Raw genomic sequence first — 24,410 nt, 5'->3', positions numbered from 1 at the left:
GTACAATTCTGTGCAGACCTATTTTTGTGCTTAAATTTTACTCTCTTTTAGGGGCCGTCCGCCGCTGCGGCTGGGGGTTATCTGGCCGAAAGGATTTCAATATCAAAAATCAAAGGTGAGTTTCCTGGAATGGATGACCCTGCACCTGCCGAACCATACCCCAAAGAAGATGGGAAAATAATTGTGCCTTTCTCACCAACTTTTAGTTTGGCGATGCCCTCATCGAAGCCCGGTACTACCTGCCCTACACCCAATCTGAAACTAAACGTACCTGCATCAAATTGCTTATCAGAAAGCAAACGACCCGCGTATCTTACCGAAACCGTTTGTCCTGTTGCTAATTTTGCACCAGCAGTATTTGGAGTAGTTAATATAAAACGTAAACCTGAAGCGGTTTTCTCAGTGATTGTTAAGTTTTTACTTTTAATATAGCTTTCGATTTGCTCATCTTCTGTGCCCGAAATGCCATCTTTCTGACATGCTGCCATCATTATTGTGGTTATAATTACAAGAAATAAATTAATTCTAAACATAAAATCTTGGTTAGTGTTAGGTTTTTTCTGAAATAAAGAGTTCAAAATTAGGGAAAATTTCTGGGAAACATACCGTATCAAATACTTAAATCATAAGATTCAATCTTACAATTTTCTAAATCTTCAAAGATACTTGTTCCTTTTTCCACCGCCAGCAGTAATTCATTTTCCCAACCAGATGGGCGATAAATTTTACCTTGTAGCTTTCTAAAATTCTGCTCTACAAATTGCTCAATATCATATGCCACAATGATTTTTCGAAACTCAAACTTATCAGTCAAATACTGCACTAATTTAGTTCTAAATTGCTTGCGTGTATGCTTCTTGAAAGTTTCTATTTGGCTATTGCTATTTTGAATATAGGCCGAAAGCACAAACAAAAAATTGATATTATAAGCTTGCAAAATCAAGGTATCTCTATCAAATAAACGGTTGGTAAAATGATTATTTCGCTTGAAATTTTCTTTAAACTTCAGACCATCTTCTCTAAAATCAAGGTTATCATTCACGAATGCACTGATAAAAAAATTTGGAGTAACATTATAGCCCTCCGTCAGTTCATCACGGTATCTGATATTCCCTGTATTTTTATCATCATTTAGCCAATCAACGTTATACTGAATCACATTTTTGGCATATGTATATTGTTGGGCTTGGTCATGTTTGCTCAATTTTGCATTTGCACCATAGTATTTACTATCTGCAATATGATAGATAAAATCTTGCTCGGTCAGTAAATCATGATACGGATAAATGTGGTCAATTATTTTACCATCGTTTTGTTCTTTTAGTTGTTTGGGCAAATTTGGCTCTGCCAATAAAGCATCAACCATATCTTCAAAAATAATATTAAAATCTTTTGCCAACAAAAACTCTCTTTTGCTACGTTGCGACTTTATTTGTTCTTGTCGCTCGCAATAAGCATAGAGTAAATGCCACATTTTCAACAGTTTATCGCTAAAATACTTGTATTTGATTTGTTTCAAAACCCTTGTTCCGTGCCGCATGAAAGCATCGAATTCTCTTGCAGACAAAACCTTGAACAGTGGATTAAGTGGAATTTTTAAGAAATATTTTTGGTTGAGCGATGCCAACACCGAATAAAAAATTACGATTAATTCTTCATCTACGTGAATCGTTTTTTGCTTCGTGAGAGTATCAAGATATAGCGGGGTTTCGGCTTGAAAATAGGCAGTTTTGCGAGTAATTGTTTTCGACCAATCGGTTTTGTGGTTTTGCGAACTATTGGTTTTCTTGATGAAAGTAAAAAGTTGTTGATGCTCTTGGTTGAAGCGTATTAGACTACGCATGATTTCGAGTTCGGATATAGCCTGCTGACCAATATTTGAAACCACTTGGGCGAGGTCGGAGGTTTCGCTGATGCTGCTCTGAGTATTGCGTTCTTTAAACTTTTTGATTGATAAAAACAGCCAAGTATTCATCTCGTACAGAAAACCAAGTTTATTTTCTGCTTTCAGAGCATTGCGTGTTTTTTCGTTGGTGGCTAAATCTAAAAAATCGGTAGGGTCGAAATTACCAAATACTTTTCCCGAATCATCAAGAAAAACTTTGGGTAAAATCATCACTGGTTGGGCTTGGCGGCTGGCATCAAAATAATAACCCACGTAGTTGATTTTGCAACGAAAACCATCAGCCAAAGGCAAATAATAGCGTTCGCTCAGAATCGGCTCAAGTTGTGAGATTTCGTAATGATATTCTTCAAAAAGGATAATCATCTATAAATTGCCTTGCGGTAATAATCGGTATATTTTTATAAGGATGTAAGGTCAATAAATCTTGGTCGCCACTTATGATAAGCGTGGCATTAGCGGCTAATGCAAGCGAAAGGAACTTATTGTCTTTGGGGTCTCGACAATCATTTACATGATTTTTTACATCAACCCACAGAGCCATTTTTCGAAAATTAGATAACCATTGCCAACGCTTTTCATCAGACAAGTATTTATCAAACTTACTCCGAAAAAGCACGTCAGATAACTCGGCAAAAGTTTCATCAGAAGCAAGTAGTACACCTATTTGCAGAGCTTTTTGGTGGGCTAAGGCAGTTGTAGTACCCGATAAGACTGCACTCAGTAAGGTATTTGTATCAATGATAAACTTCCGCTGTTCGCTCACTATCTATTTCGGCTAAAATATTATTCACAATATCGTCAGTCAAGCCATTTTCTTGGGCTTCGCTTCGGAGTACATCGGCACTTTCAAAGTATGCTTGTTTCAACTTTTTACTAAATAATATTTTCAGCAGATTACTGACTTCGAGTTCAGCCGCACGCTTCTGCTCTTCTGGGGCATTCATATACACTGCATAAATGCCATTGGGTACTTCAACCGATAAGGTTTTCATATAGAATGATGAAATGATTATAATATTCTAAATTACCACAATTTTATTAAATTCCAAAAAGCCTTTCAGTTTTTCCAAAACTTAGTTCGCCCTGTTTCTATATCCAACAATCTAAAAGCCGCTAACGAATAAAACTTTGTTTTTCCAAATTCATTCGTTAATTGTATTTTTATTTTGTTCGCATTAGCATCTATATCAAATTTGAATAACTCAACTAAATAAGACTTTCCCAAAGATATACCACCTTCTGAAATCTCATTTATGAGATTGATATTTTGAAACATCGCATAAGTCAATAATGCTTCATAGTCTTTAGTGTCACGATAGATATTAAAAGTAAAACTTTCAATTATTTTTTTCTCAATTATTTTACCTGTTAAAGGCTCATAAATAGCCAGATTTTTGGTTACAATTACATTTTTGTGGTTCATAATAAGTTAAAATTTAAGATTCGAAGATTATTCCATTTTGGCATAATGCAAACTTATAAATAATTATTGCAAAATGGAATAATTATTTATGAAAAAAACTATTTATACAGAGCAAAGAAAATTTTTATCAGCAAGATTGATAGAAGCACGTGAAAATGCAGGCCTGTCTCAACAAGAAGTAGCTAAGACTGAAATTATATCTCAAAGTGAAATATCGAAAATTGAGAATGGGCAGCGAAGAGTTGAGTTTTTATTACTTTTAGAATTAGCAAAACTATACTCAAAAGGTCTTGATTTTTTTACACCAAATGAAAATCCCTAAAGGTTTATTTAAAATTTTTTGACTCTAAATGTTTACGTAAAAATTCTTTACTTGGAAGAAATCGGTCGGGTAAGTTTATAGTTTTGCCCTCAAATCGTCCAAAAAATGGTTGATAGTATTCCTTTTTTATATTTCCTTTGAGTTCCGAAGAAATCAAAATTTTATAGTTTTCATCAATTCCAATAAAACCTTTTTCAAAAGCTTTGTCATATATTGAGGAGAGGCAAATACCATTTTCGGGATTGAGTCTTTCATTTTCATATTCAGCCCAAGGTAAAATATGACCTGCTATTAACATTTCTGAAATATCAATACCCGAAATCGCACATTTTTTCTGATAAATTGAGAGAATAAGTTGTCTGAATAAATTCTGATTTACACGTATTTTTACTTCTCGAATCTTAACTTCACCTTTCTTGTCTGATAAATCAATTAAAATAGAATCATATTTTTTTTCTATTGTAGTTTCTTCATATTGAGTTAATAAAAGTTCACTTTCGAAAAGCATCTCGTCCCAATTTTCATAAAATTGATAAAATATTTCTTTATCCAATTTACTTGAATTACTTGCACCTTTAACACCACGCTTTTGCAAACTTGGGTCAAAACTGGCGAAATTAACTAATTTCCATGCAACAGCAGATGGAGTTCTCCCAATTTTAGAAGCTAAATTAATAATCTCAGGTTGTTTATAGTTAATGCGTGAAAATGGTATTTTACAATATAAATTAAAGGCAACCAAAAGCTCTTCTCTCGTCCAGTTATTTCTCTTCATATAATTTAAAATTTTATTTCCCCCTGTACGGTATTTTTAGAGCGTATGTATTTAATTTTTTCTTCGGCAACTCTTAGCACTTGCTCAGAGTTGGTTTCGCCAACGAGGTCGTAGGCCACTCGGTCGGAGAGATACAGCACCAAGAGTTCTTGTTCATCTAAAGTAAACAGCTCGGCCAATTTCGTGATATGCTCACGGTTGGGGTGGCGGAGATTTTTCTCAAATTTGGCGAGCGTACTGGTATCAATATCAAGGTGTGCCGCTACTTTACGCAAAGGTAAATTTTGCTCTTCACGGTGCTGCCGTATTATTTCGCCAAACGTCTTTTTTATGGCATCCATAATTTTTGGATTTTATATTTTGGACAAAAATTGTCAATAAAAATAATATTTCCAAATTGTTTTCAAAAAAACGTCAATCCATGTTAAACAAGAGTTGAATCATACCTAAATTTAACCTTCCATTTTAAATTTAACCAATCTACCAAAACTAATGAATTCAATAGTAAAATTTACGCTTGCTTTTTTGCTCACGTTTTCTTTCACCCAATCCCTCACCGCCCAAACCCCAAAAACCACTTCTGGAAATCCAATCTTTGAGGGTTGGTACGCCGACCCCGAAGGTGTGATTCTGAACAAAGAATTTTGGGTTTTCCCGACATTCTCGGCCAAATATAAAGACCAAGTTTTTTTAGATGCTTTTTCTTCAAAAGACATGGTAAACTGGACAAAACACCCACGAATCATTGATACTTCGGCCATAAAATGGGCAAATAAGGCAATGTGGGCTCCGTCTATCGTAAAAAAAGACAACAAATATTTTCTGTTTTTCTCAGCCAATGATATTCAGAGTTCGGAGCGTAAAGGCTTCGGGCCGAATAATCCTGACAAAGATGATAAAATCGGGGGCATTGGTATTGGCGTGGCGTCTCGTCCCGAAGGGCCTTACAAAGATTATCTCGGCAAGCCGCTCATCAATCAATTTTATAACAAAGCCCAGCCAATTGACCAGTATGTTTTTCAAGATAAAGACAAGCAATATTATATCATCTACGGCGGTTGGGGACGCTGCAATATTACCAAACTCAACAAAGATTTCACGGCTTTAGTACCGTACGAAAATGGAGATTTGGTGAAAGAAATCACACCCAAAGGCTACGTAGAAGGTCCAACGATGTTTATCCGCAAAGGAAAATACTACTTGATGTGGTCGGAAGGTGGTTGGACAAATGGCACTTATAAAGTTGCTTATGGGGTCTCGGACAATATTTTTGGGCCATTCGAGAAAAAATCTACCATTTTGGTGGCCGACGAAGCAGTGGCAACGGGTGCGGGGCATCATTCGGTGATTAATATTCCGAATACTGATGACTGGTACATTGTTTATCACCGTCGCCCGATTCCTAATCTTGACCGTGACCACCGAGTAGTGTGCATCGATCGAATGTACTTTAACGAAGATGGAAGTATTAAGGATGTAAAAATGACCTTCGAAGGTGTTGGGAAGGTGAAGTTGAAGTAAAATTACCCAAAGAGATTCATTACCGTCAGCTTTAGCCGACGGCAACAAATTCAAAAACTCCCCTTATTTTCTATGAAAAACCTTTTACTACTTACAGCACTATTAGCCTTTGGGGGTAATCAATTACAAGCCCAAAACGATATTGAAAGCACTAAAAATATTGTCTATGCCCAAGATGGAGAGAAAAAACTTCAACTTGATATTTATAAGCCTAAAACCTTCAAAGAACCTAAGTTAATTATTTGGATACATGGGGGTGCGTGGCATTCGGGCAATAAAGAAAATCCACCTTTGGGGCTTTTGCCATTTGGATATGCCTTAGCAAGCATAGATTTTCATGCCAGTACTGAAAAGCCTTTTCCTGCTAATGTACATGATATTAAAGCTGCGATTCGTTTTTTAAGAGCCAATGCCAATAAATTTGGATACAAAGCCGATAAAATTATTGTTTGGGGAAGTTCATCGGGTGGACATTTGGCGGCTTTGGTAGCCACAACCAACAATAACGCTGCATTAGAAGGCAATCTTGGAGATTTTACCCAAACATCCTCTGTTGTTCAGGGTTGTATTGACTTTTTCGGGCCTACTAATTTTTTGACAATTCTCAATCAATCCACACCCCATGGCTTGAATGTACGTTTACCCGCTTTAGCTATTTTACTCGGAAAACCACTAGATCAAGCCAATGAATTAGCCAAATTGGCAAGTCCTGTCTATCAGGTTGATGCCAACGACCCGCCACTTTTTATAGTTCATGGCGAGCAGGATATTCAAGTACCAATCAATCAATCTATTGAATTATTGAGTGCTTATAAGGCCAAAAATCTGAAAGTTCAAATTGAGTTTATTCCGAATGCTGGCCACTCTGACCCAGCCTATAGCAAGCCTGAATTGATGGAAAAAATTGCTCAATTTTTAAAGGAAAACAATTTGTAAAAAGATTTTCAAAACATTTACGCAACCTTGGTCAAATAAACATCGTATTGAAAATATTGATGTATAGCTAAATGTTTTTTTATGAAAAATTTTTTAATTCTTTTCTCTTTTATAACCTTCTTAACAGCTTGTAGCACTGATGATATAAATAGCAGTAATAGCAATTCGGCAATCAGTGGCTCTTGGAAAGTAAAATCTTATATCGATAACAATAATCGTGACCGCACAGCTAATTATGCTGCCTATAGTTTTGAATTTAAGTCAACGGGTGAAATCATTGTTACGAGTAGTTCTAATAAATACAATGGTACTTATGCGACTGTCATGGATAGCGGTAAACAAAAATTTAATATTGTTATTGCTACTTCAGATAATACGCTTGCAGAAATTAACGAAGATTGGATTTTGAACGAGCAAACAGATACAACGTTAAAATTCACCAAATCAAGTGGTGGAAATGGCGGCACGAAAACATTGGTTTTTGGAAAATAGATTAGGTTGAATAAAATGCTTAAAAATTTAGTCATGTTTCGTGGCTAAATTTTTTTTACACTAAATTTTCAAAATCATAAGTTCATCACCAAAGTAACCACCGATTCTGCGGGTATTTCAATCGTTTTATCTTTTAATTGGCTATGAGCTAAATTCTTATCTTTAGAAGTAATATAAGCATCTATTTTTCGATTTTTAGGTAAATTGGGTAATTCAATTTGTTGATTTTGAGAAGCATTAACCACTACAATAATCATCTGTTTGTCATTCTTAAAGCCCGAAACCATCAAATCTTTATTTTCTATTTCAACTTTTATTCGCTGCATTTGAGGTCTAATAAATCTTGAAAAATTACCCAATGCCCAAAGCAACTTCGACTCATAAACTTCGCCATCAAACTTATTCGAATCGTTTTCATCTTTCACACCATTGTTTGAAACGTAAATCAACCCATCTTTATAATCATTGGCACTCACCGAAAGCCACCAATGCCAAGCCGAAGCATTGGCATACACCAAATCAGCATGAATAACTTTGGCTACATAAAGTGCAGTTTTCATGCTTAAATCTTGCCCTCCTCCTTCTATTTCACCAGCATTATCGCCTAAAACACAATATTCCGATTGCCAATAATTGATTTTTTGTTGCTGAATTTTAGCCGATAATTCTTGGCGTTTACTAATCAGTTCTTTGGTGGGCGAAGTGGTAAAATAACTGTGCCCACAGATAATTTTTTCAACCGAGTTTAAATTTCCAAGGTAGTTTTTGCTTGTTTCCAAGAAAAAATCTTCTATCTGATTATCTTGCCCAAACGAACTTCTATTGGTATTTGACTTATATAAATAATCTATCTGTGCACCTTCTGTCAGAACAATTTTAGTTTTGAGTTTACTTTCATTTAGCTTTAAATTCAATTTTCTTACTGCCCAAGCCAAATCATCATTGTTGATAGGCGTACCTTCTTGCGAGCCAAACCCCGATTTAGATTTAGGCCCCCAATCCCATTGTGGTTCATTAAATGGGCTAATGTAGTCGAACTTAAATTTCTCCGAAACCTTGGTCAGAAAATCAGTGAAATTATCAATTTTTGTTTTATCAAAATTCCATTCTCCCAACTTGCCACTCCCAATAGCCAAACCATTTTTGGTCATCGAAACGGGAGCAGAATTCAGAAAACCCAGCGTATAATCTACGCCTCTACGCTTGGCTGCTTCCAAAAACCATTGCTGACCTTGTTGTTTATTCCAGTTGTATTGTCCGTTTTCCAGAAAACATTCGGCTCTTCGCCACTCATTCGTAATCTTACTATCAATTCCTTGTTCTGTGCTTCCTGCCCCAACATTAAATCGCCACATCGAAAGACCAATTCCCTTCGGATTTCCATTTTTATCTAATTCTTTACTAAATAATAAATCGGCTATTTTTTCTCGTTTGGCTAAAGGATAATTTTTGCCAACCATTTGAATCGACCAACAATCAGAAGCACCAAAACTGTGCATGGTTTGAAAGGTAGTTTGGGCATCAATGTTTAGTTTTTGAGCGAAGGTAATTTGTGCGTATAAGCTTAAAATGAGGAATATTTTTTTCATGGAAATAGGGGGCATTGAAATGAAGGGGTGAAATTAACTTTTTTCTTTAAAGACAAGAAACTCTATCTATGAAAATGGTGTTTAACTAAAGATAAGCTATTCTCATCTCCTACTCAAAATTATGCAATATAAGCTAACATCTGAATACAAACCTACGGGCGACCAACCGCAGGCAATTGCCAAACTCGTAGATGGTATCAAACGTGGCGAACGCTCACAAGTACTTCTTGGCGTTACGGGTTCAGGAAAAACCTTTACGGTAGCCAATGTTATTGCACAACTTGATCGACCTGTACTTATTTTAAGTCATAACAAAACCTTGGCAGCTCAGCTTTATGGCGAATTTAAAGGCTTTTTTCCTGATAATGCAGTAGAATACTTCATTTCTTATTATGATTACTACCAACCAGAAGCTTATATTGCCACCACCAATACATATATAGAAAAAGACCTTTTAATTAATGAAGAAATTGATAAACTAAGACTCTCGGCAGTTTCTTCATTGATGTCGGGCCGAAGAGATGTGGTTGTTGTGGCCTCAGTTTCTTGTATTTATGGTGCAGGAAATCCAATAGAAATGAAGCGTAGTATCATGCAAGTAGGTGTAGGGCAAATCATTAGTCGCAATCAATTTCTTTATCGTTTAGTTGAAATTTTGTATTCTCGTACAGAAGGTGATTTTTTGCGTGGAAATTTTAGAGTAAAAGGCGATACTGTTGACCTTTACCCAAGCTACGCCGATTTTGCGTTTAGATTTATTTTCTTTGGTGATGAAATAGAGGAAATTCAACGTATCGACCCTTCAAATGGCAAGAAGTTAAGTTCAGAAAAACAAGTAGCTATTTTCCCAGCAAATTTATTTGTAACGGGTAGAGATGTCATGAATAATGCCATTCATCAAATTCAAGATGAATTGGTAAAACAAGTAAAGTATTTCGAATCTGATGGCCGTTTACTTGAAGCCCAACGTATTCAAGAACGCACAGAATTCGACCTTGAAATGATGCGAGAATTGGGTTATTGCTCAGGTATTGAAAATTACTCTCGCTATTTTGATAATCGTAACCCCGGTCAAAGGCCATTCTGTTTATTAGATTATTTTCCGGAAGACTACGTAATGATTGTCGATGAAAGTCACGTATCAATGCCACAAATTAGAGCCATGTGGGGCGGCGACCGCTCCCGCAAGGAATCTTTAGTAGAATATGGTTTCCGTTTGCCTTCAGCGATGGATAATCGACCACTCAAATTTCAAGAATTTGAAGATTTGGTGGGGCAAACCATTTATGTGAGTGCCACACCAGCCGACTATGAGATTCGTAGAAGTGAAGGCGTAATTGTCGAACAAATCATTCGTCCAACTGGTCTTCTTGACCCCGAAATCGAGGTACGTCCGAGTATTAATCAAATTGATGATTTACTTGAGGAAATTCACCTACGTGTGCAACGAAAAGAGCGTGTGCTTATCACGACGCTAACCAAACGTATGGCCGAAGAATTAAGTAAATACCTCGATAAAGTAGGTATCAAAGGCCGATATATTCACTCAGAAGTAAAAACTTTCGACCGTGTAGAAATCTTGCGTGAACTTCGTTTAGGCGTTTTTGATGTTTTGGTTGGAGTAAACCTTTTGCGTGAAGGCCTTGATTTACCTGAGGTTTCGCTTGTAGCCATTATGGATGCTGATAAAGAAGGTTTCTTACGTGATATTCGTTCTTTGATTCAAACCATTGGTCGTGCAGCTCGTAATGAAAATGGTAAAGTTTTGATGTATGCTGATACCATTACGGGTTCAATGCAGAAAGCCATTGACGAAACCAATCGACGCCGAGCTATTCAAATGGAATATAATGCCGACCACGGAATTGTACCGAAAACTATTTTGAAATCGAAAGAAGCCATTATGGAACAAACCTCGATTGCCGATAGCAAAGCTACAACCAAAATGTATTATATGGAGCCTGAGGTACAAATTGCGGCCGACCCAATTGTTGGCTATATGAGCAAACCTCAACTCGAAAAACTGATTGAAGAAACGCAACGAAAAATGGAACGTGCCGCCAAAGACCTCGATTTCTTGGAAGCTGCTCGATACAGAGACGAAATTGTGCAATTGCGTGAAAAAATTAAAAGCACTCCTCAATAAAAAGGAGTGCTTTCAGGCTTTTGTGTTTCTTTAAAAGCGGGGGAAATCTTTAGAATGGCAAATCATCATCGCCACCTGCCATTTCTACTGGCGGAGGTGTTGGTACTGGAGCTGATTTAGGAGCATAGTTATTAGAACTGCTGCTACCGCTACTATATGATTGTCCACCTGAATCGGCAGCAGCATCACCACGGCGTCCACCTACTAATTGTAAGGCATTTCCTCTAATCTTTACAGTTGTACGCTCAATACCATCTTTATCCGTCCATTTTTCACTTCTAATTCGTCCTTCCACATAGGCGGTATCACCTTTTTTCAAGTATTGTTCGGCAATATTTGCTAGGTTATCCCATAGTTCAATTCTGTGCCACTCAGTTTGTTCTACACGTTCGCCGTTTTTATTATTATAACTTTCAGAAGTAGCGATACTAAAAGTTACTACTTTACCCCCACTCGGAAGGGTGCGAACTTCGGGGTCTGAGCCCAAATTACCCAATAAAATCACTTTGTTTACTCCAGCCATTGGTATATATTTTTTGAAAATGTTTAATATAAATCTTGTTTTTATAATCCTCCTTATCTACGTAAATTTATAAAAAAGGTAACGATTAACCAATTAATTTTCTGATGAAATTATCTGTTTTTCAGATAGTTGTCAATCAAAATTGGTTTAGGTAAATTTTCTATTTCATCCTTTGAGTAAAACTCAAAACCCTGCGGTAGTGTTTCTTTTATATTTGCTACAACATGCCAAAATCTCGCCTCAATTCTTTGGTGAGTAAGAATATGCTTCATAGGTTCAGAGGAAGACTTTATCATTCCACTTTTTAAAATATTTTGTACGAAAGTATCTTTAATATCCTCTAAATCAATTAAGCTTTCTTCATTTTCAAGCAAATAAAAATCATAAAGCCCCGCCCAAATATCACCGCCTAAACGCTGACGCATCAAAACTTTGCCGTCTTGTTCAATCATGAAATAATCGAAATAACGATTTTTCACTTTTACTTTTTTCGACTTTATAGGCAAAATCTGCTGCTTTCCAGTAGCATTCGCCACGCAGCTATCTGCAAAAATGCAAAACATACAGTCAGGATTCGCAGGCGTACAATGCGTAGCCCCAAACTCCATAATTGCCTGATTATGCGTACTCGGATTTTTTACCGAAATCAACTCATTAGCTAATTCGCCAAAAATCTTTTTAGCTTCATGACTCGCAATATCGGTTTCTATTCCAAAAACCCTTGCCAAGACCCTAAAGACATTTCCATCAACCACCGCCACTCGCTCATCGAAAGCAAACGAAGCAATAGCAGCTGCGGTATAAGGTCCAATACCTTTTAGTTTAAGTAAATCATGGTAATTATTCGGAAAAACGCCATTACATTTTGCAACAATAATTTTAGCCGTTGTGTGCATATTTCTTGCCCTCGAATAATACCCAAGCCCTTGCCAAAGCCTTAGTACTTCTTGTTCATCAGCATTAGCTAAATCAACTACTGTCGGATATTTTTCTGCAAATTTTTCGTAGTAAGGTAAACCCTGAACTACTCGTGTTTGTTGCAATATTACCTCTGATAGCCAAATCAAATACGGATTTTTGGTATTTCTCCACGGTAGATTTCGCTTGTTTTGGCTGTACCAACCTATTAATTTTTCTGAGAAACTGCTCCTTTCCAAATTTTTATATGGTTTTGAATTAAAATATACTATATATAATTGGCAATGATGGCATTAAAAGTAGGCTATTTAATGTAACTCACTAACTATTAAGTAATTACAAAAAAAATATTTGATTCTTTTTGGCAGAATCTCTTTTAATCCGCTATCTTTGCAAACCCAAAATCAAACCAAAGAGTTTGGATGTATCAAATTGAATTGCTTGTAAACATAAATTGGGGTGTAAAAGTTGTAGTATTTATTTGATACAAATAGAAAGTTAATTTATAATCTTAATAAACGTTTTAATCGTGACTAAAGCAGAAGTTATCGTTGCAATTGCCGACAAAACTGGCGTGGACAAAGCGAGTGTATCCACAACAATTGAATCTTTTTTTGAAATCGTTAAAGACACATTAGCTAAAGGCGATGCAGTTTATGTGAGAGGTTTCGGAAGCTTCGTAAATAAACACAGAGCTGCAAAAAAAGCTCGTAATATTTCGGCTAAAACAACCGTAATGGTTCCAGCTCATTCAGTACCTGGTTTTAAACCATCGAAAGAATTTACTGAACAAGTAAAAGCATCGGTAAAATAATGCTAAAAATCTCTTGATGCTTACCTCAAGATATATCATGGATAGTCATGCAGACTATCCATGATGTCATTTAAGGGTATAACAATCCTCCAAAAACATGAAACGACCCTTCATTATTCTGATTGTTGTTGCGGTAGCCCTGACGGGCTTTCTTTATTCTCGCCCGAAGGTAGTCGTAAAAGACGAAGCCAAAGCCAACCGAGATAAAGTAGCAGAAAATAAGCCTGCTTCAAAACCTGAAGACGATGGCCACGGCCATGAAGAAGAAGCATCTCAAGCTCCAAAACTTTCGGCCGAACAACAAAAACAATTAACAGCACTTCAACAAAAACTTTCATCGGCCAGCGATAAAAATGCTATCTATGAGCAAATTGCAGAGCTTTATGTAAATGCAAACCGCTTTGATAGTGCCGCCGTTTATGCAGAGAAAATTGCGTTGGCCAATCCAACAACAGAAAATTGGATGCGTGCTGGAGATACTTATTATCAAGCATTTACGCTTGCTCTTCGTCAAGAAAACGTACAGAGTTTCACCGAAAAGACACGTGCTTGCTACCAAAAAGTTTTAGAGAAAAACCCACGTCAGCTACAAGCTAAAACTAATTTGGCCATGACTTACGTGCAGTCTGACTCGCCTATGCAGGCCATCATGATGCTTCGTGAGGTAATTACGGAAGAACCCAATTTCGAGCCAGCCATTATGAATTTGGGGGTACTCTCAATGCAATCGGGTCAATATGCCAAAGCCGCTGACCGCTTCAAACAAGCCATTCGTATCAATCCCAATAATCTCAATGCCTTGTTGGGTTTGGGCTATAGTTTAATAGAATTAGGTGAAAAGGCACAAGCCCGCACGATTTTTGAAGATTTAAAGAAAAAAGTGAAAGAGCCTACTTTGGTAGAAGAAGTGAACAAGGCTTTGGAGAGTATAAAATAATTTATTATCTTTGCGGTTCGATAAAGATGCCCATAAGTCCAAAAGGGGGACTTTAGAGAAAAGAAAATGTGAAAATCCTCTAAGTTTAGAGGAAAATGAATATAAATATTTTTTTACCGCCTTCTTTTTCTTAGGGAACTGGAGGATTTAATCAATTACTATTATGCCTTGCGGAAAAAAAAGAAAAGGCCACAAAATGGCTACGCACAAAAGAAAGAAGCGTCTTAGAAAAAACCGTCACAAGAAAAAATAATTTTTCTTAAGGATTAATAGTTTCCAAGTTTGAACCCAATCAAGCAGCCAAACTATTAATCCTCCCTTTTCATAGTCATAAAACTTTAATCATTCGTCTAACCTCTTGATTCTATCTCATACTTTGAGTAACGAATTATATATCAGTACCACACAGAAAGGTGATAGAATAGCCCTAGTACAAGATAAAAGGCTAATCGAATATCACTTTGATGAGACGGAACATCAGTTTGCCGTCGGAGACATCTATTTGGGGGTAGTCAAAAAAGTAGTGCAAGGAAACAACGCTGCTTTTGTTGACGTAGGCTATGATAAGGATGGTTTTCTTCACTACAATGAAATCATTTCGTACAATTCTCTCAATAAATTTGTAAAGGATGTCATTGCTAAAAGACCAATAAATTTGCGTCTAAAAAACTTCAAGATGGAACCAGAAATCGAGAAGTTTGGCAAAATCAATGATGTAATTACGAAAAATACTCCCGTACTCGTACAGGTTGTAAAAGAGCCTATTTCTACCAAAGGCCCGCGTCTATCTTGTGATATTTCAATTGCAGGCCGTAATGTGGTACTCGTTCCTTTCGGCAATTCAGTTAATATTTCTAAAAAAATTACTAATAAACAAGAGCGTCAGCGATTACACAAAATGGTGTCATCGGTGAAGCCTGAAAATTTTGCGGTAATTGTTAGAACTGTTGCTGAAGGCAAAGACATGGAAGAACTAAGCAGAGATATTGAGTTTTGTGTAGAAAAATGGGAAGCGGGAATGAAGGCTCTTCGTGATGCTAAACCTCGTGACCGCATCATTAGCGAGATGGATAGAGCGTCTTCTATCTTGCGTGATATGCTCAATGATGATTTTGATAACATCTACGTTGATTCAAAGGAAAGCTTTGATGGAATTAAAAGTTTCTTGCATACGATTGCTCCAGATAAAGAAAAAATCTTAAAGCTTCATACGGGCAAAAACAAACTTTTCGAACAATTCGGCATCGAAAAACAAATCAAATCATTGTTTGGTCGTTCAGTGAGCTTACCAAGTGGTGGATATTTAATTATTGAGCATACCGAAGCATTACACGTAGTTGATGTAAATAGTGGCAATAAATCAACTCAGGAGGAAGACCAAGAATCTACTGCCTTGGCTGTCAATTTAGAAGCCGCTAAGGAGCTTGCCAGACAATTACGCATGCGTGATATGGGTGGAATTATCGTGGTTGACTTCATTGATATGAAGAAAAGCGAAAATCGCCGTATCATTCAAGATGCTATTAAGGAAGAAATGAAGGGCGACCGCTCAAAATATACTATTCTTCCGATTTCTAAATTTGGTTTATTACAAATTACTCGCCAACGTGTTCGTCCAGAGATGAATATCGTTACTCGTGAAACCTGCCCTACTTGCGGTGGCACGGGCTCGATTCAGGCAAGTATTGTAGTAACCGATGTCATTGAAAACAACCTTGATTATATCCTCTCGAAACAAAACGAAAGAGGTATCAGTGTTGTGCTACATCCATTTATCTATGCTTATTACCGAGAAGGCATCATTTCTAAACAAATGCAGTGGTTCTTGAAGTATAAGACATGGGTAAAACTTATCAAAGATTCTTCTATCGGTATCACTGAATTCCATTTCCTCAATAAATTAGGAGATGAAATAGAAATTGGGTGATTTATTATTTAAAGTCTGTAAAATTGTATTTTTCTTGACTAAAACCCAATTTTACTTGGATGGCTTTGCTACGCCTTTTTGAAATATTTTTGCCACATTTTACTTTTCTTTCGTATCTTTCCAACGAATAAAAATCCTATTTTTCAATCCAACTAAAATGATATTTCAATGAAAAAACTCTTTGTTTTTCTATTATTACCGCTATTAAGCTTTGCACAAGAAATTGACAAAAAAGAATGGAAGCAACTTTTCAATGGTAAAAACTTAGATGGCTGGAAAGTCAAAATCAGAAACTATGAACTCAACAACAACTACGGTAATACTTTTAGGGTAGAAGATGGACTCATGAAAGTAAGATACGATGCCAGTGCTTATCCTGCATTCAACGAGCGTTTTGGACATATTTTCTATAAAGATAAGTTTTCGTACTATAAAATTGCAATCGAATATCGTTTTGTGGGCGATCAAGCCATCGAAGGACCAGGTTGGGCAACTCGAAATAGTGGATTGATGCTTCACTGCCAAAGCCCCGAAAGTATGGGAAAAGACCAAGATTTTCCGATTTCAATCGAGGTTCAGTTTTTGGGTGGTTTAGGTAAAGGTACTCGAACAACTTGTAATGTATGTACGCCCGGAACAAATATTGTATATAATAATAAACTTGATACTCGTCATTGCATCAATTCGACATCGAAAACTTATGATGGAGACCAGTGGGTAAGAGCAGAAGTGGAAGTTTTGGGCGACTCAGTGGTGAGACACTTTGTGAATGGAGAGAAAGTATTAGAGTACCTCAAACCACAAATTGGAGGTGGAAATGTGAGTGGGCATGATGAAAAATTAATGTCGGAAGTAAAATTATTGAAAGAAGGCTATATTTCACTACAGAGTGAAAGTCACCCGATTGATTTCCGTAAGGTTGAAGTATTGAATCTTTGTGGCTGCACCGACCCTAAAGCCACAAATTATAAATCTTACTTTGTGAAATCTGATAACTCGACATGTATATATAAAAAGAAAAAATAGTTTGTATTTCCTTCATAAAAAATAAAAGATAAAGGCTTCAATGAAGCCTTTATTTGTTTTTAGCAACAATATTATTATTCCCAATCTTAAAAACGATTAAACCTAGTGAAGCACATCCAGCCATTACTCCCAACATCGGCAAACTTGTTCCATTACTAATAAATCCAACCATAGCCGCCGATAACGAACCAATCGCCATTTGCAAAGAGCCCATTAATGCCGAAGCACTCCCTGCTTCCTTTGAAAAAGGCATTAAAGCCAATGCGGAAGAATTAGGGAAGCTGAATCCTTGACAGCATAAGAATAAGAAAATAAGAATGAGTGTACCGTAGAGATTCAGTAGGTTGAAAGCACTCAAGGTTAATAGTAATAAGCCAAGAATAGTTTGGATTGACAAAGCAACATTGATAATTTGTTGAGAACTAAAGCGTCTTAATGCCAAATTATTGATTTGACTACTTAGAATTAATCCTCCAGCCAAAACCCCAAAAATAATTCCATACTGTTGTTCACTTACCTTAAATATCTCCATAAATACAAAAGGTGAACCAGATAAATAGGCGTAAATTGCCCCTGAAACCAACGAACCTGCTACCGAAAACGTAATAAATTGTGGGTTTCGAGCAATTCCCCAAAATACTTTGGTTACATGCTCGGGTTTTAAAGAAATAGAATCATCGGCCTTCTTACTTTCTGCTAATAAAAATAAAACGGCTAAAAACAGTACAACTCCAATAATAGCTTGTAGCCAAAAAACTGAATGCCAACCCATAGTTGTTATCATCAAGCTGCCAACTGAAGGAGCAATAATGGGCGAAACCCCAAGAATTAGAATAAGCGTAGAAAATATTTTAGCACTTTCTTGAATAGGAAAAGTATCACGAACGATAGCTCTCGGAGTAACCATACCTACGCATCCTCCCAAAGCTTGTAAGAAACGAAAAACTACCAACATTTCGAGCGAGGTGGAAACTGCACAACCCATCGAAGCCAAAACGTAGATTACCAACCCTACAATTAAAGGCTTTTTACGACCAAAACGATCAAGCAAGGGGCCATAAAGCATTTGTCCAATCGAAATACCTACGAAAAAGCTTGATAATGAATAAGAAACATCATCGACTGAAACGTGTAAATCTGAAGCCATAATCGGGAAACCCGATAAATAAGTATCAATTGAAAATGCTCCTATGGCTGAAAGTAAACCAAGAATTATTATTAATAAAAAGCGATTATTATTTTTGTCCATTTAAGCGTTTCTCTTAGAAGAGTATGATAAATAAAAGATAAATGCCACTAATACACCTTTTTGAGTGGATTAATGGCAATATAACTTAGAGTTTGCTGCTTTACAACCCTGTTGCTTTTTCTTGAGCCTCCGTATATCGAGTTCCAACCACTTTTACAGCTTCTGAGGCCATCGTTAATTCGTTGATTTCCGCTGTTGAAAGTTGGATATTAGCTGCCCCAATATTTTCAATCAAACGATGAAGTTTGGTTGTTCCTGGAATCGGAACAGTCATTGAGTTTCTTGCCAAAACCCAAGCCAAAGCTATTTGAGCGTTTGTAGCATTATGCTTTTGTGCAAAACCTGCAATCACATCAACCAATGCTTTGTTAGCCATGCGAGCCTCTTCGGTAAACCTCGGAATGATTGCACGAATATCTTGCGGTTCAAACTTACGCTTCTCATCAATTGTGCCCGTCAAGAAACCTTTTCCTAGTGGACTAAATGGAACAAAACCAATACCTAGTTCTTCGATAGTAGGAATGATTTCTATTTCGTGATTACGTGTCCAAAGTGAGTATTCGCTTTGCAAAGCCGAAACAGGCAAAACCGCATGGGCTTTTCGAATGGTGTTGGCTCCCGCCTCCGAAAGTCCAAAATATTTCACTTTTCCTGCCTGAATCAAATCTTTCACTGTTCCTGCTACGTCTTCGATGGGCACTTTAGGATCAACTCGGTGCTGATAAAGCAAATCAATACATTCAACACCTAATCTTTGTAAAGAAGCATCTACTACACTTCGGATGTTATCGGGGTGAGAATTTACTCCCACCATTTTTCCATCTTGGATATCAAAACCAAACTTTGTGGCAATGATAATACCTTGATTTTTGAATGGTTTTAAGGCTTCACCTACAATTTCTTCATTATTATATGGCCCATAGACTTCGGCCGTATCGAAAAATGTAATTCCTTGCTCAACAGCATCTCTGATAAGTTTTATTGAATCTTCTTTCGGTGGAAAAGGAGCATAAGAAAAACTCATTCCCATACAACCTAAGCCAATGGCCGATACTTCAAGGCCTTGATTTCCTAATTTTCTTGTCTGCATATTAGTATATTTAACCATGACAAAGTTCTGAAACTTTGTCATAGTTTTCTAACCAATTTCAAACAGATTCTTATGAAAATCAAACGAATCTACACTTTTCTAAACTCTTGAAAGTATTTCAAAAAATAGTACATTTAGAGCTTCTATTAATCTTTGACAAAGTTTAAGACTTTGTCAAAGTTGAAAAATTAAACACTAAATTCACATGGACTTTCTAGAAAGTAACTGCTACTATCATATCTATAATCGTGGCATCAATAGCACCAATTTATTTATTCAAGAAAAAAACTACGCCTTCTTTTTAAGCAAATATGCACTCTACCTCTATGACTATGTTGATACTTATGCCTATTGCTTGCTAAAAAATCATTTCCATTTGCTGATTAGAGTAAAAGAAGAGACAACAATTAGAAGTTTAACTGAAAATAGAAGCTTCCAAAATGAAGGACTTCATAGTATCGAACATATTATCAGTAAACAATTTGCTAAGTTGTTTAGTAGCTATACTCAAAGTTTCAATAAGATTTACAACCGAACGGGAAGTTTATTTGAAACACCTTTTAAGCGAAAACAAATTAATAGTGATGCATACTTAACTCGTACAATAATATATATACATCAAAACCCTCAAAAACATGGTTTTGTAACAGATTTCAAAGACTATACTCACTCATCGTATCATAGTTTTTTAAGTACACAACAAACCAAACTGGCTAGAAATGAAGTGTTGCAATGGTTTGGTTCTGAAAAATGGTTTATCGAAAATCATTTTAGTTTTCAAAATGAAAATCAAGATTTCGTTGTTGAATTATAATATTCAATCGTTTTTACTTTTTTATCTTTGACAAAGTTTAAAACTTTGTCAAAGATAAAAACCAACTATCAATAATTTTCTTCTCAATTACTTGTAAATATCCACCTCAAAAGCTATCTTTCTTTAAGAAAACTCTAAACCTAATTATTATGAACATTTCAAAAAGTCGCCTGTACACCTCCTATGGTCTGCAGGGAATTATTTCAATTATGTTCCTTTTAGGAGCAACTAATAACCTTTTACAGACCGAATCAGCTGTTAAAGCAGCCACTGATTTTGGTTATCCCGCTGAAAGTGTCATGTATCTTGGCACTATTTTACTTATATCCACAGCTCTATTTGCCTATCCAAAAACTACTTTTTTAGGTGCATTATTTATTACAGCTTGGCTTGGTGGAGCGGTAGCTACACACATTATTCACAAAGACACTCCCGGTATGATATTTGCCCCAGTTATATTCGGTATATTAGTTTGGCTTAGTATCTGGTTAAGAGATGTGCAATTACAAGGAATTTTTCCAATGAAAAAGTAAAGGTTAAAAACTCAAAGAAAAAAGAGGGTCAATATTGACCCTCTTTTTTCTTACGACTTAGTCTTAGGCTGTTCGCTTGTAAATGGCTGGTTATAATAGCGTTGACCTGTTGTTTTAAACAAAGCATTCGCTACCGCTCCAAAAACTGGTGGAAATGGTGGTTCACCAAGACCTGTTGGGTCGATATCGTTTTCTACAAAATGAACATCTATTTTTTTCGGAGCTTCATTATGGCGAATCATTCGATAATTATGGAAATTGCTTTGCTCAGCAGCTCCATCTTTATGTGTTAAAGCTCCATAAAACGATTGCCCGATTCCATCTACCACAGCACCTTGTACCATATTTCGGGCGGCATCTGGATTTACAACTACACCACAATCAACCGCTGAAGTTACCGATTCTACAAAAGGTTGTCCATCACGCATTACCATATCTACCACGTGGCCAGCATAAGAAGCATGACAGAAATAGGCGGCTACCCCACGTTTTTTACCTGCATTTTCGGGTTTTCCCCAACCTGATTTTTCTTTCAATAATTCTAAAACACCAATGTATCGGTCGGCATCATAGTCATTGTTTTTGCCAACTGGATTTGTCTTTGCTTTTTTCAGTAATTCAAGACGCATCTCGATTGGGTCTTTACCCATTGCTTCGGCCAATTCATCCAAAAACGATTGTTCGGCAGCCGCATTAAAGTTAGAACGAGGGGCTCTAAAAGCACCAATCGTAATGTTTGAGGGAATTTCCCAGCCTTCGGCTAAATAATTATCTACTGCTCCCGCTGGAAAACGATTGGCATGAACCGGATTTTCAGGAATTCCACCACCTTTTACATGAAAAGCAATTAGATTTTTATTGGCATCGAGTGCGGCACGGTAGGTAGCCGTGTACATTGGGCGATAAATACCGTAACTCATATCGTCTTCACGGGTATAAATCAGCTTAATAGGGGCTTTCATTTTCTGAGAAATACGAGCAGCCTCATACACATACGAGCCATACGCCCGACGCCCAAAACCTCCACCCATGCGAGTCATCTGAATTTCGATTTTATCAGGAGGTAGGTTTAGAATCTTTGCGAGCGATGGTTCTACCCAACCTGGTGCTTGCAAAGGCCCAGCTACCAAGGCTTTATCTTCTTGTACATGAGCAAAGAAGTTCATCGGCTCCATTGTATTATGTGCCAAAAACGGTGCATTGTAAGTTCGTTCGATAATTTGTGCAGCGTTCTTGAATGCCACTTCTGGGTCGCCATCTTTGCGGAGTTGTTGAGCTGGCTTCTTGGCATACTCAGCCATCATTTCCAACTGATTGCTGGTAGTTTCTAATCTTCCAGGAACTATCTTTTCAGTTTTTCCGCCTCTGCCCATCATTGTATCTTTCACATCGCCAGCAGCTTCCCATTGAGCATTTATTTTTTTGCGGGCGTTCATGACTTCCCAAGTAGAGTTACCCACAATCGCAATCATTTCGTTGAAAGCACGGGTATCAAAACCAGCTTGCTCAAAGCCATCATCATATAGTTTTATGCTAAATATATCTTTGATACCAGGCATTTTTTTAGCGGCTGTGGCATCAAACGATTTGAGTTTCATACCAAATGCTGGCGGATGTTGAATCATAGCAATCAACATTCCATCTACACGATAATCCATTCCGAAAAGAGGTTTGCCCGTAACTACTTTTACCCCTTCGGTATTTTTCTTTGATTTTCTTACAATCGAAAAATCTTTAGGATCTTTTAGTTTTACATCTTTCGGAATCGCCAAAGTTGCCGCTTTGGCTGCCATTTCGCCATATTTTGCCGATTTTCCACTCGAATGCGATAACACACCTGCTTTAGTTGTGATTTCGGAAGCCGAAACACTCCAAGTTTGTGCAGCCGCCTCAATAAGCATTTGGCGAGCTGCTGCTCCTGCATTTCTGAGTGGTTTCCAATACATTCTGACAGAGTTACTTCCGCCCGTAAACTGTGGCCCGTACTTCACGTTATCGTGTGTACCCATTTCAACGACCACATTTTTCCAATCACAATCCAATTCTTCGGCCACCATCATGGGCAGAGAAGTCATCACATTTTGTCCAAATTCGGGGTTTGGAACCAAAATTTTTATCACGTTATCGGGTGTAATCTTGATATAGGCAGCAAGTTCACTCCAAGTTTCAGTCAAATTTAATGAGGCTACTTTTTCAGCGGCTTTTGCCTCCGAAAACCAGCTAAAACTCAACATCATTCCCCCTCCTGCCAAGGCAGAAGATTTGAGAAATGAACGTCTATCAATATTTTTAGTATTTTTCATTCTTCAAATTTTGGTTAAATGTTTACTTTTTAGCAGCAGCTTTGATAGCCTCTTTGATTCGGAGATAAGTTCCACAACGGCAAATATTACCACTCATATAAGCGTCAATTTCTTCATCGGTCGGATTTGGATTACTTTTTAGTAGAGCCGCTGCAGACATGATTTGTCCAGATTGACAATAACCACATTGAGCCACATCGTGTTCGAGCCAAGCTTTTTGCACTGGATGAGAAGCATCAGCCGAAAGCCCTTCGATGGTTGTAATAGCACCTTTTCCTACTGCCGAAACTGGCAAACTACATGAACGTACAGCATTGCCATCGAGGTGAACAGTACAAGCTCCGCACTGAGCCATACCGCAGCCAAATTTAGTACCCGGCATATTCAGGTGGTCACGCAAAACCCACAAGATAGGAGTTGAAGGGTCAACATCAATTTGTTGAGTTTTCCCATTTATTTTTAAAGAATACTTTGCCATAATTTAATTAAGAATGAGTGAGTGAATTATTCACAATACAAAAATCTATATAAAACCCTGAAAAAAACAACGTTTTTCAAACAAATAATTACGAAATTCAAACATATAAAATTACTCGCTAAGAAGTTGTGAATTACGCCAAGTAAAGTTAGATTTTCTATTGGCTATCAACCATTTACCTTTAATCTTTACATATTCATCATTGTAAATAACACCCATATCGTTTTTCATCCTTTTTCCATTTTGCACTCCAATCAATGAAACTGAACAATAGGCAATACCCGTAGCTTTATCTCCAGTAATTGTTATAGTTTGTTGTCCGTTGATATGATATACTACTTCAAAAAGGCTAAGAAAGCCCTCAAAGGCATCACCAATTTGCTTTTTACCTGATAATACTATTGCTTGACCGTTGTTTACTGATTCTACTTTGGCATCTTCTGTGAAAAGCAACATTTGGTTGACAATATCTTTTCTATCTGCTAAAACAGAAAACTCATCTACTAAGGCTTTCAAAGCTAAACGGTCTTCTATTTCTTGCAGGCGTTGTTCGGTTGTTTTTTGAGCGTAAGTCATTGTTAAAAAGCTTGAAAGAACAAGTAATAAAAAATATTTTTTCATTTTCCCGAGAATTTAGTTTTAAATTTCTTATGCAAAATTCTGAATATTATCATGGCTTTTCTTATAC

26 protein-coding genes are annotated in these 24,410 nt (G+C 36.9%); 11 read left to right on the top strand and 15 right to left on the bottom strand.

All coding sequences use genetic code 11. The features are described 5' to 3' along the window. Positions 1-77: 77 nt before the first annotated feature. The 5 genes from EMTOL_RS09625 to EMTOL_RS09605 all read right to left on the bottom strand — a co-directional run bounded on the left by EMTOL_RS09625 (position 78) and on the right by EMTOL_RS09605 (position 3,329). A complete protein-coding gene (locus EMTOL_RS09625; RefSeq protein ID WP_052315366.1) occupies positions 78-491 on the bottom strand; it encodes an FKBP-type peptidyl-prolyl cis-trans isomerase in 414 nt (137 codons plus the stop codon). A gap of 119 nt (positions 492-610) precedes the next feature. After that, positions 611-2,269: an LlaJI family restriction endonuclease gene (locus tag EMTOL_RS09620; RefSeq protein WP_015029089.1), complete on the bottom strand. Its 1,659-nt coding sequence runs from the start codon at positions 2,267-2,269 to the stop codon at positions 611-613. Next, positions 2,253-2,669 (bottom strand): putative toxin-antitoxin system toxin component, PIN family, encoded by a 417-nt coding sequence (locus tag EMTOL_RS09615; protein WP_015029088.1) that lies wholly within the window; start codon positions 2,667-2,669, stop codon positions 2,253-2,255. Before EMTOL_RS09615 ends, EMTOL_RS09620 begins: the two co-directional genes overlap by 17 nt. Beyond that, complete coding sequence (locus EMTOL_RS09610; RefSeq protein ID WP_015029087.1) at positions 2,641-2,898, bottom strand: hypothetical protein; 258 nt, start codon at positions 2,896-2,898, stop codon at positions 2,641-2,643. Before EMTOL_RS09610 ends, EMTOL_RS09615 begins: the two co-directional genes overlap by 29 nt. Positions 2,899-2,963: 65 nt before the next feature. Next, entirely contained in the window at positions 2,964-3,329 is a 366-nt protein-coding gene (locus tag EMTOL_RS09605) for a hypothetical protein (RefSeq protein WP_015029086.1), read from the bottom strand. Positions 3,330-3,417: 88 nt separating this feature from the next. Between EMTOL_RS09605 and EMTOL_RS09600 the strand changes: the two genes are divergently transcribed. Beyond that, positions 3,418-3,651, top strand: coding sequence for a helix-turn-helix domain-containing protein (locus EMTOL_RS09600; protein ID WP_015029085.1), 234 nt, complete (start codon positions 3,418-3,420; stop codon positions 3,649-3,651). A gap of 4 nt (positions 3,652-3,655) precedes the next feature. Here the strand turns inward: EMTOL_RS09600 and EMTOL_RS09595 are convergent, their stop codons facing one another. Together EMTOL_RS09595 and EMTOL_RS09590 are read right to left on the bottom strand one after the other, a co-directional pair. Further along, on the bottom strand, positions 3,656-4,426 hold the full coding sequence (locus tag EMTOL_RS09595; protein WP_015029084.1) for an HNH endonuclease: 771 nt from the start codon (positions 4,424-4,426) through the stop codon (positions 3,656-3,658). A gap of 5 nt (positions 4,427-4,431) precedes the next feature. Further along, positions 4,432-4,767, bottom strand: a complete 336-nt coding sequence (locus EMTOL_RS09590) for a helix-turn-helix domain-containing protein (protein ID WP_015029083.1) — start codon at positions 4,765-4,767, stop codon at positions 4,432-4,434. A gap of 151 nt (positions 4,768-4,918) precedes the next feature. Here EMTOL_RS09590 and EMTOL_RS09585 point away from each other — a divergent pair, with 151 nt between their 5' ends. From EMTOL_RS09585 to EMTOL_RS09575, 3 genes are all read left to right on the top strand, one after another. Next, on the top strand, positions 4,919-5,947 hold the full coding sequence (locus tag EMTOL_RS09585; RefSeq protein ID WP_015029082.1) for a glycoside hydrolase family 43 protein: 1,029 nt from the start codon (positions 4,919-4,921) through the stop codon (positions 5,945-5,947). A gap of 72 nt (positions 5,948-6,019) precedes the next feature. Then, positions 6,020-6,883, top strand: coding sequence for an alpha/beta hydrolase (locus EMTOL_RS09580; RefSeq protein WP_015029081.1), 864 nt, complete (start codon positions 6,020-6,022; stop codon positions 6,881-6,883). Between the two features lie 81 nt (positions 6,884-6,964). Beyond that, positions 6,965-7,375: a hypothetical protein gene (locus EMTOL_RS09575; protein ID WP_015029080.1), complete on the top strand. Its 411-nt coding sequence runs from the start codon at positions 6,965-6,967 to the stop codon at positions 7,373-7,375. A gap of 74 nt (positions 7,376-7,449) precedes the next feature. On the opposite strand, the gene EMTOL_RS09570 is transcribed toward EMTOL_RS09575, so the two are convergent. Next, positions 7,450-8,964: a glycoside hydrolase gene (locus EMTOL_RS09570; RefSeq protein WP_015029079.1), complete on the bottom strand. Its 1,515-nt coding sequence runs from the start codon at positions 8,962-8,964 to the stop codon at positions 7,450-7,452. A 121-nt stretch (positions 8,965-9,085) separates the two neighbouring features. On the opposite strand from EMTOL_RS09570, the gene uvrB reads away from it, so the two are divergent. Continuing rightward, on the top strand, positions 9,086-11,110 hold the full coding sequence (uvrB, locus tag EMTOL_RS09565; protein WP_015029078.1) for an excinuclease ABC subunit UvrB: 2,025 nt from the start codon (positions 9,086-9,088) through the stop codon (positions 11,108-11,110). A 49-nt stretch (positions 11,111-11,159) separates the two neighbouring features. On the opposite strand, the gene ssb is transcribed toward uvrB, so the two are convergent. Together ssb and mutY are read right to left on the bottom strand one after the other, a co-directional pair. After that, on the bottom strand, positions 11,160-11,633 hold the full coding sequence (ssb, locus tag EMTOL_RS09560) for a single-stranded DNA-binding protein (RefSeq protein ID WP_015029077.1): 474 nt from the start codon (positions 11,631-11,633) through the stop codon (positions 11,160-11,162). Positions 11,634-11,743: 110 nt separating this feature from the next. Beyond that, positions 11,744-12,790, bottom strand: a complete 1,047-nt coding sequence (mutY, locus tag EMTOL_RS09555) for an A/G-specific adenine glycosylase (RefSeq protein WP_015029076.1) — start codon at positions 12,788-12,790, stop codon at positions 11,744-11,746. A gap of 290 nt (positions 12,791-13,080) precedes the next feature. Between mutY and EMTOL_RS09550 the strand changes: the two genes are divergently transcribed. The 4 genes from EMTOL_RS09550 (at position 13,081) to EMTOL_RS09535 (ending at position 17,255) form a co-directional block, all read left to right on the top strand. Next, positions 13,081-13,365, top strand: coding sequence for an HU family DNA-binding protein (locus EMTOL_RS09550; protein ID WP_015029075.1), 285 nt, complete (start codon positions 13,081-13,083; stop codon positions 13,363-13,365). A 97-nt stretch (positions 13,366-13,462) separates the two neighbouring features. Further along, positions 13,463-14,302 (top strand): tetratricopeptide repeat protein, encoded by an 840-nt coding sequence (locus EMTOL_RS09545; protein WP_015029074.1) that lies wholly within the window; start codon positions 13,463-13,465, stop codon positions 14,300-14,302. A gap of 376 nt (positions 14,303-14,678) precedes the next feature. Continuing rightward, positions 14,679-16,229, top strand: coding sequence for an Rne/Rng family ribonuclease (locus EMTOL_RS09540; RefSeq protein ID WP_041694039.1), 1,551 nt, complete (start codon positions 14,679-14,681; stop codon positions 16,227-16,229). A 168-nt stretch (positions 16,230-16,397) separates the two neighbouring features. Further along, on the top strand, positions 16,398-17,255 hold the full coding sequence (locus EMTOL_RS09535) for a 3-keto-disaccharide hydrolase (RefSeq protein ID WP_015029072.1): 858 nt from the start codon (positions 16,398-16,400) through the stop codon (positions 17,253-17,255). Positions 17,256-17,304: 49 nt separating this feature from the next. Here EMTOL_RS09535 and EMTOL_RS09530 read toward each other — a convergent pair whose 3' ends face one another. Both EMTOL_RS09530 and EMTOL_RS09525 read right to left on the bottom strand, forming a co-directional pair. Continuing rightward, the gene (locus tag EMTOL_RS09530) at positions 17,305-18,504 is read right to left on the bottom strand and encodes a multidrug effflux MFS transporter (RefSeq protein WP_015029071.1); all 1,200 of its coding nucleotides are present in this window, start codon (positions 18,502-18,504) and stop codon (positions 17,305-17,307) included. A 100-nt stretch (positions 18,505-18,604) separates the two neighbouring features. After that, the gene (locus EMTOL_RS09525) at positions 18,605-19,636 is read right to left on the bottom strand and encodes an aldo/keto reductase (protein ID WP_015029070.1); all 1,032 of its coding nucleotides are present in this window, start codon (positions 19,634-19,636) and stop codon (positions 18,605-18,607) included. 163 nt (positions 19,637-19,799) lie between these two features. On the opposite strand from EMTOL_RS09525, the gene EMTOL_RS09520 reads away from it, so the two are divergent. Together EMTOL_RS09520 and EMTOL_RS09515 are read left to right on the top strand one after the other, a co-directional pair. Next, a complete protein-coding gene (locus EMTOL_RS09520) occupies positions 19,800-20,408 on the top strand; it encodes a hypothetical protein (RefSeq protein ID WP_015029069.1) in 609 nt (202 codons plus the stop codon). 149 nt (positions 20,409-20,557) lie between these two features. After that, positions 20,558-20,941: a DoxX family protein gene (locus EMTOL_RS09515; protein WP_015029068.1), complete on the top strand. Its 384-nt coding sequence runs from the start codon at positions 20,558-20,560 to the stop codon at positions 20,939-20,941. A gap of 50 nt (positions 20,942-20,991) precedes the next feature. Here EMTOL_RS09515 and EMTOL_RS09510 read toward each other — a convergent pair whose 3' ends face one another. The 3 genes from EMTOL_RS09510 to EMTOL_RS09500 form a co-directional block, all read right to left on the bottom strand. Further along, complete coding sequence (locus EMTOL_RS09510; protein WP_015029067.1) at positions 20,992-23,244, bottom strand: xanthine dehydrogenase family protein molybdopterin-binding subunit; 2,253 nt, start codon at positions 23,242-23,244, stop codon at positions 20,992-20,994. 22 nt (positions 23,245-23,266) lie between these two features. After that, positions 23,267-23,722 (bottom strand): (2Fe-2S)-binding protein, encoded by a 456-nt coding sequence (locus tag EMTOL_RS09505; RefSeq protein WP_015029066.1) that lies wholly within the window; start codon positions 23,720-23,722, stop codon positions 23,267-23,269. A 111-nt stretch (positions 23,723-23,833) separates the two neighbouring features. Next, the gene (locus EMTOL_RS09500) at positions 23,834-24,343 is read right to left on the bottom strand and encodes a nuclear transport factor 2 family protein (RefSeq protein ID WP_015029065.1); all 510 of its coding nucleotides are present in this window, start codon (positions 24,341-24,343) and stop codon (positions 23,834-23,836) included. Positions 24,344-24,410: the final 67 nt, after the last annotated feature.

This window comes from Emticicia oligotrophica DSM 17448, from assembly GCF_000263195.1.
Lineage (GTDB): Bacteria > Bacteroidota > Bacteroidia > Cytophagales > Spirosomataceae > Emticicia > Emticicia oligotrophica.
The sequence above is the reverse complement of the archived record's forward strand: the minus strand, read 5'-3'. Positions and strand labels throughout refer to the sequence as shown.

Bases quoted from the DNA above. Each gene is read 5' to 3' on its own strand.
- EMTOL_RS09595 (WP_015029084.1), bottom strand. From the start codon at position 4,426: ATGAAGAGAAATAACTGGACGAGAGAAGAGCTTTTGGTTGCCTTTAAT.
- EMTOL_RS09600 (WP_015029085.1), top strand. From the start codon at position 3,418: ATGAAAAAAACTATTTATACAGAGCAAAGAAAATTTTTATCAGCAAGA.
- EMTOL_RS09575 (WP_015029080.1), top strand. From the start codon at position 6,965: ATGAAAAATTTTTTAATTCTTTTCTCTTTTATAACCTTCTTAACAGCT.
- uvrB (WP_015029078.1), top strand. From the start codon at position 9,086: ATGCAATATAAGCTAACATCTGAATACAAACCTACGGGCGACCAACCG.
- EMTOL_RS09525 (WP_015029070.1), bottom strand. From the start codon at position 19,636: ATGACAAAGTTTCAGAACTTTGTCATGGTTAAATATACTAATATGCAG.
- EMTOL_RS09500 (WP_015029065.1), bottom strand. From the start codon at position 24,343: ATGAAAAAATATTTTTTATTACTTGTTCTTTCAAGCTTTTTAACAATG.
- EMTOL_RS09585 (WP_015029082.1), top strand. From the start codon at position 4,919: ATGAATTCAATAGTAAAATTTACGCTTGCTTTTTTGCTCACGTTTTCT.
- EMTOL_RS09605 (WP_015029086.1), bottom strand. From the start codon at position 3,329: ATGAACCACAAAAATGTAATTGTAACCAAAAATCTGGCTATTTATGAG.
- EMTOL_RS09545 (WP_015029074.1), top strand. From the start codon at position 13,463: ATGAAACGACCCTTCATTATTCTGATTGTTGTTGCGGTAGCCCTGACG.
- EMTOL_RS09625 (WP_052315366.1), bottom strand. From the start codon at position 491: ATGATGGCAGCATGTCAGAAAGATGGCATTTCGGGCACAGAAGATGAG.
- EMTOL_RS09505 (WP_015029066.1), bottom strand. From the start codon at position 23,722: ATGGCAAAGTATTCTTTAAAAATAAATGGGAAAACTCAACAAATTGAT.
- EMTOL_RS09510 (WP_015029067.1), bottom strand. From the start codon at position 23,244: ATGAAAAATACTAAAAATATTGATAGACGTTCATTTCTCAAATCTTCT.
- EMTOL_RS09535 (WP_015029072.1), top strand. From the start codon at position 16,398: ATGAAAAAACTCTTTGTTTTTCTATTATTACCGCTATTAAGCTTTGCA.
- EMTOL_RS09610 (WP_015029087.1), bottom strand. From the start codon at position 2,898: ATGAAAACCTTATCGGTTGAAGTACCCAATGGCATTTATGCAGTGTAT.
- EMTOL_RS09530 (WP_015029071.1), bottom strand. From the start codon at position 18,504: ATGGACAAAAATAATAATCGCTTTTTATTAATAATAATTCTTGGTTTA.
- EMTOL_RS09520 (WP_015029069.1), top strand. From the start codon at position 19,800: ATGGACTTTCTAGAAAGTAACTGCTACTATCATATCTATAATCGTGGC.
- EMTOL_RS09570 (WP_015029079.1), bottom strand. From the start codon at position 8,964: ATGAAAAAAATATTCCTCATTTTAAGCTTATACGCACAAATTACCTTC.
- ssb (WP_015029077.1), bottom strand. From the start codon at position 11,633: ATGGCTGGAGTAAACAAAGTGATTTTATTGGGTAATTTGGGCTCAGAC.
- EMTOL_RS09515 (WP_015029068.1), top strand. From the start codon at position 20,558: ATGAACATTTCAAAAAGTCGCCTGTACACCTCCTATGGTCTGCAGGGA.
- EMTOL_RS09620 (WP_015029089.1), bottom strand. From the start codon at position 2,269: ATGATTATCCTTTTTGAAGAATATCATTACGAAATCTCACAACTTGAG.
- EMTOL_RS09580 (WP_015029081.1), top strand. From the start codon at position 6,020: ATGAAAAACCTTTTACTACTTACAGCACTATTAGCCTTTGGGGGTAAT.
- EMTOL_RS09590 (WP_015029083.1), bottom strand. From the start codon at position 4,767: ATGGATGCCATAAAAAAGACGTTTGGCGAAATAATACGGCAGCACCGT.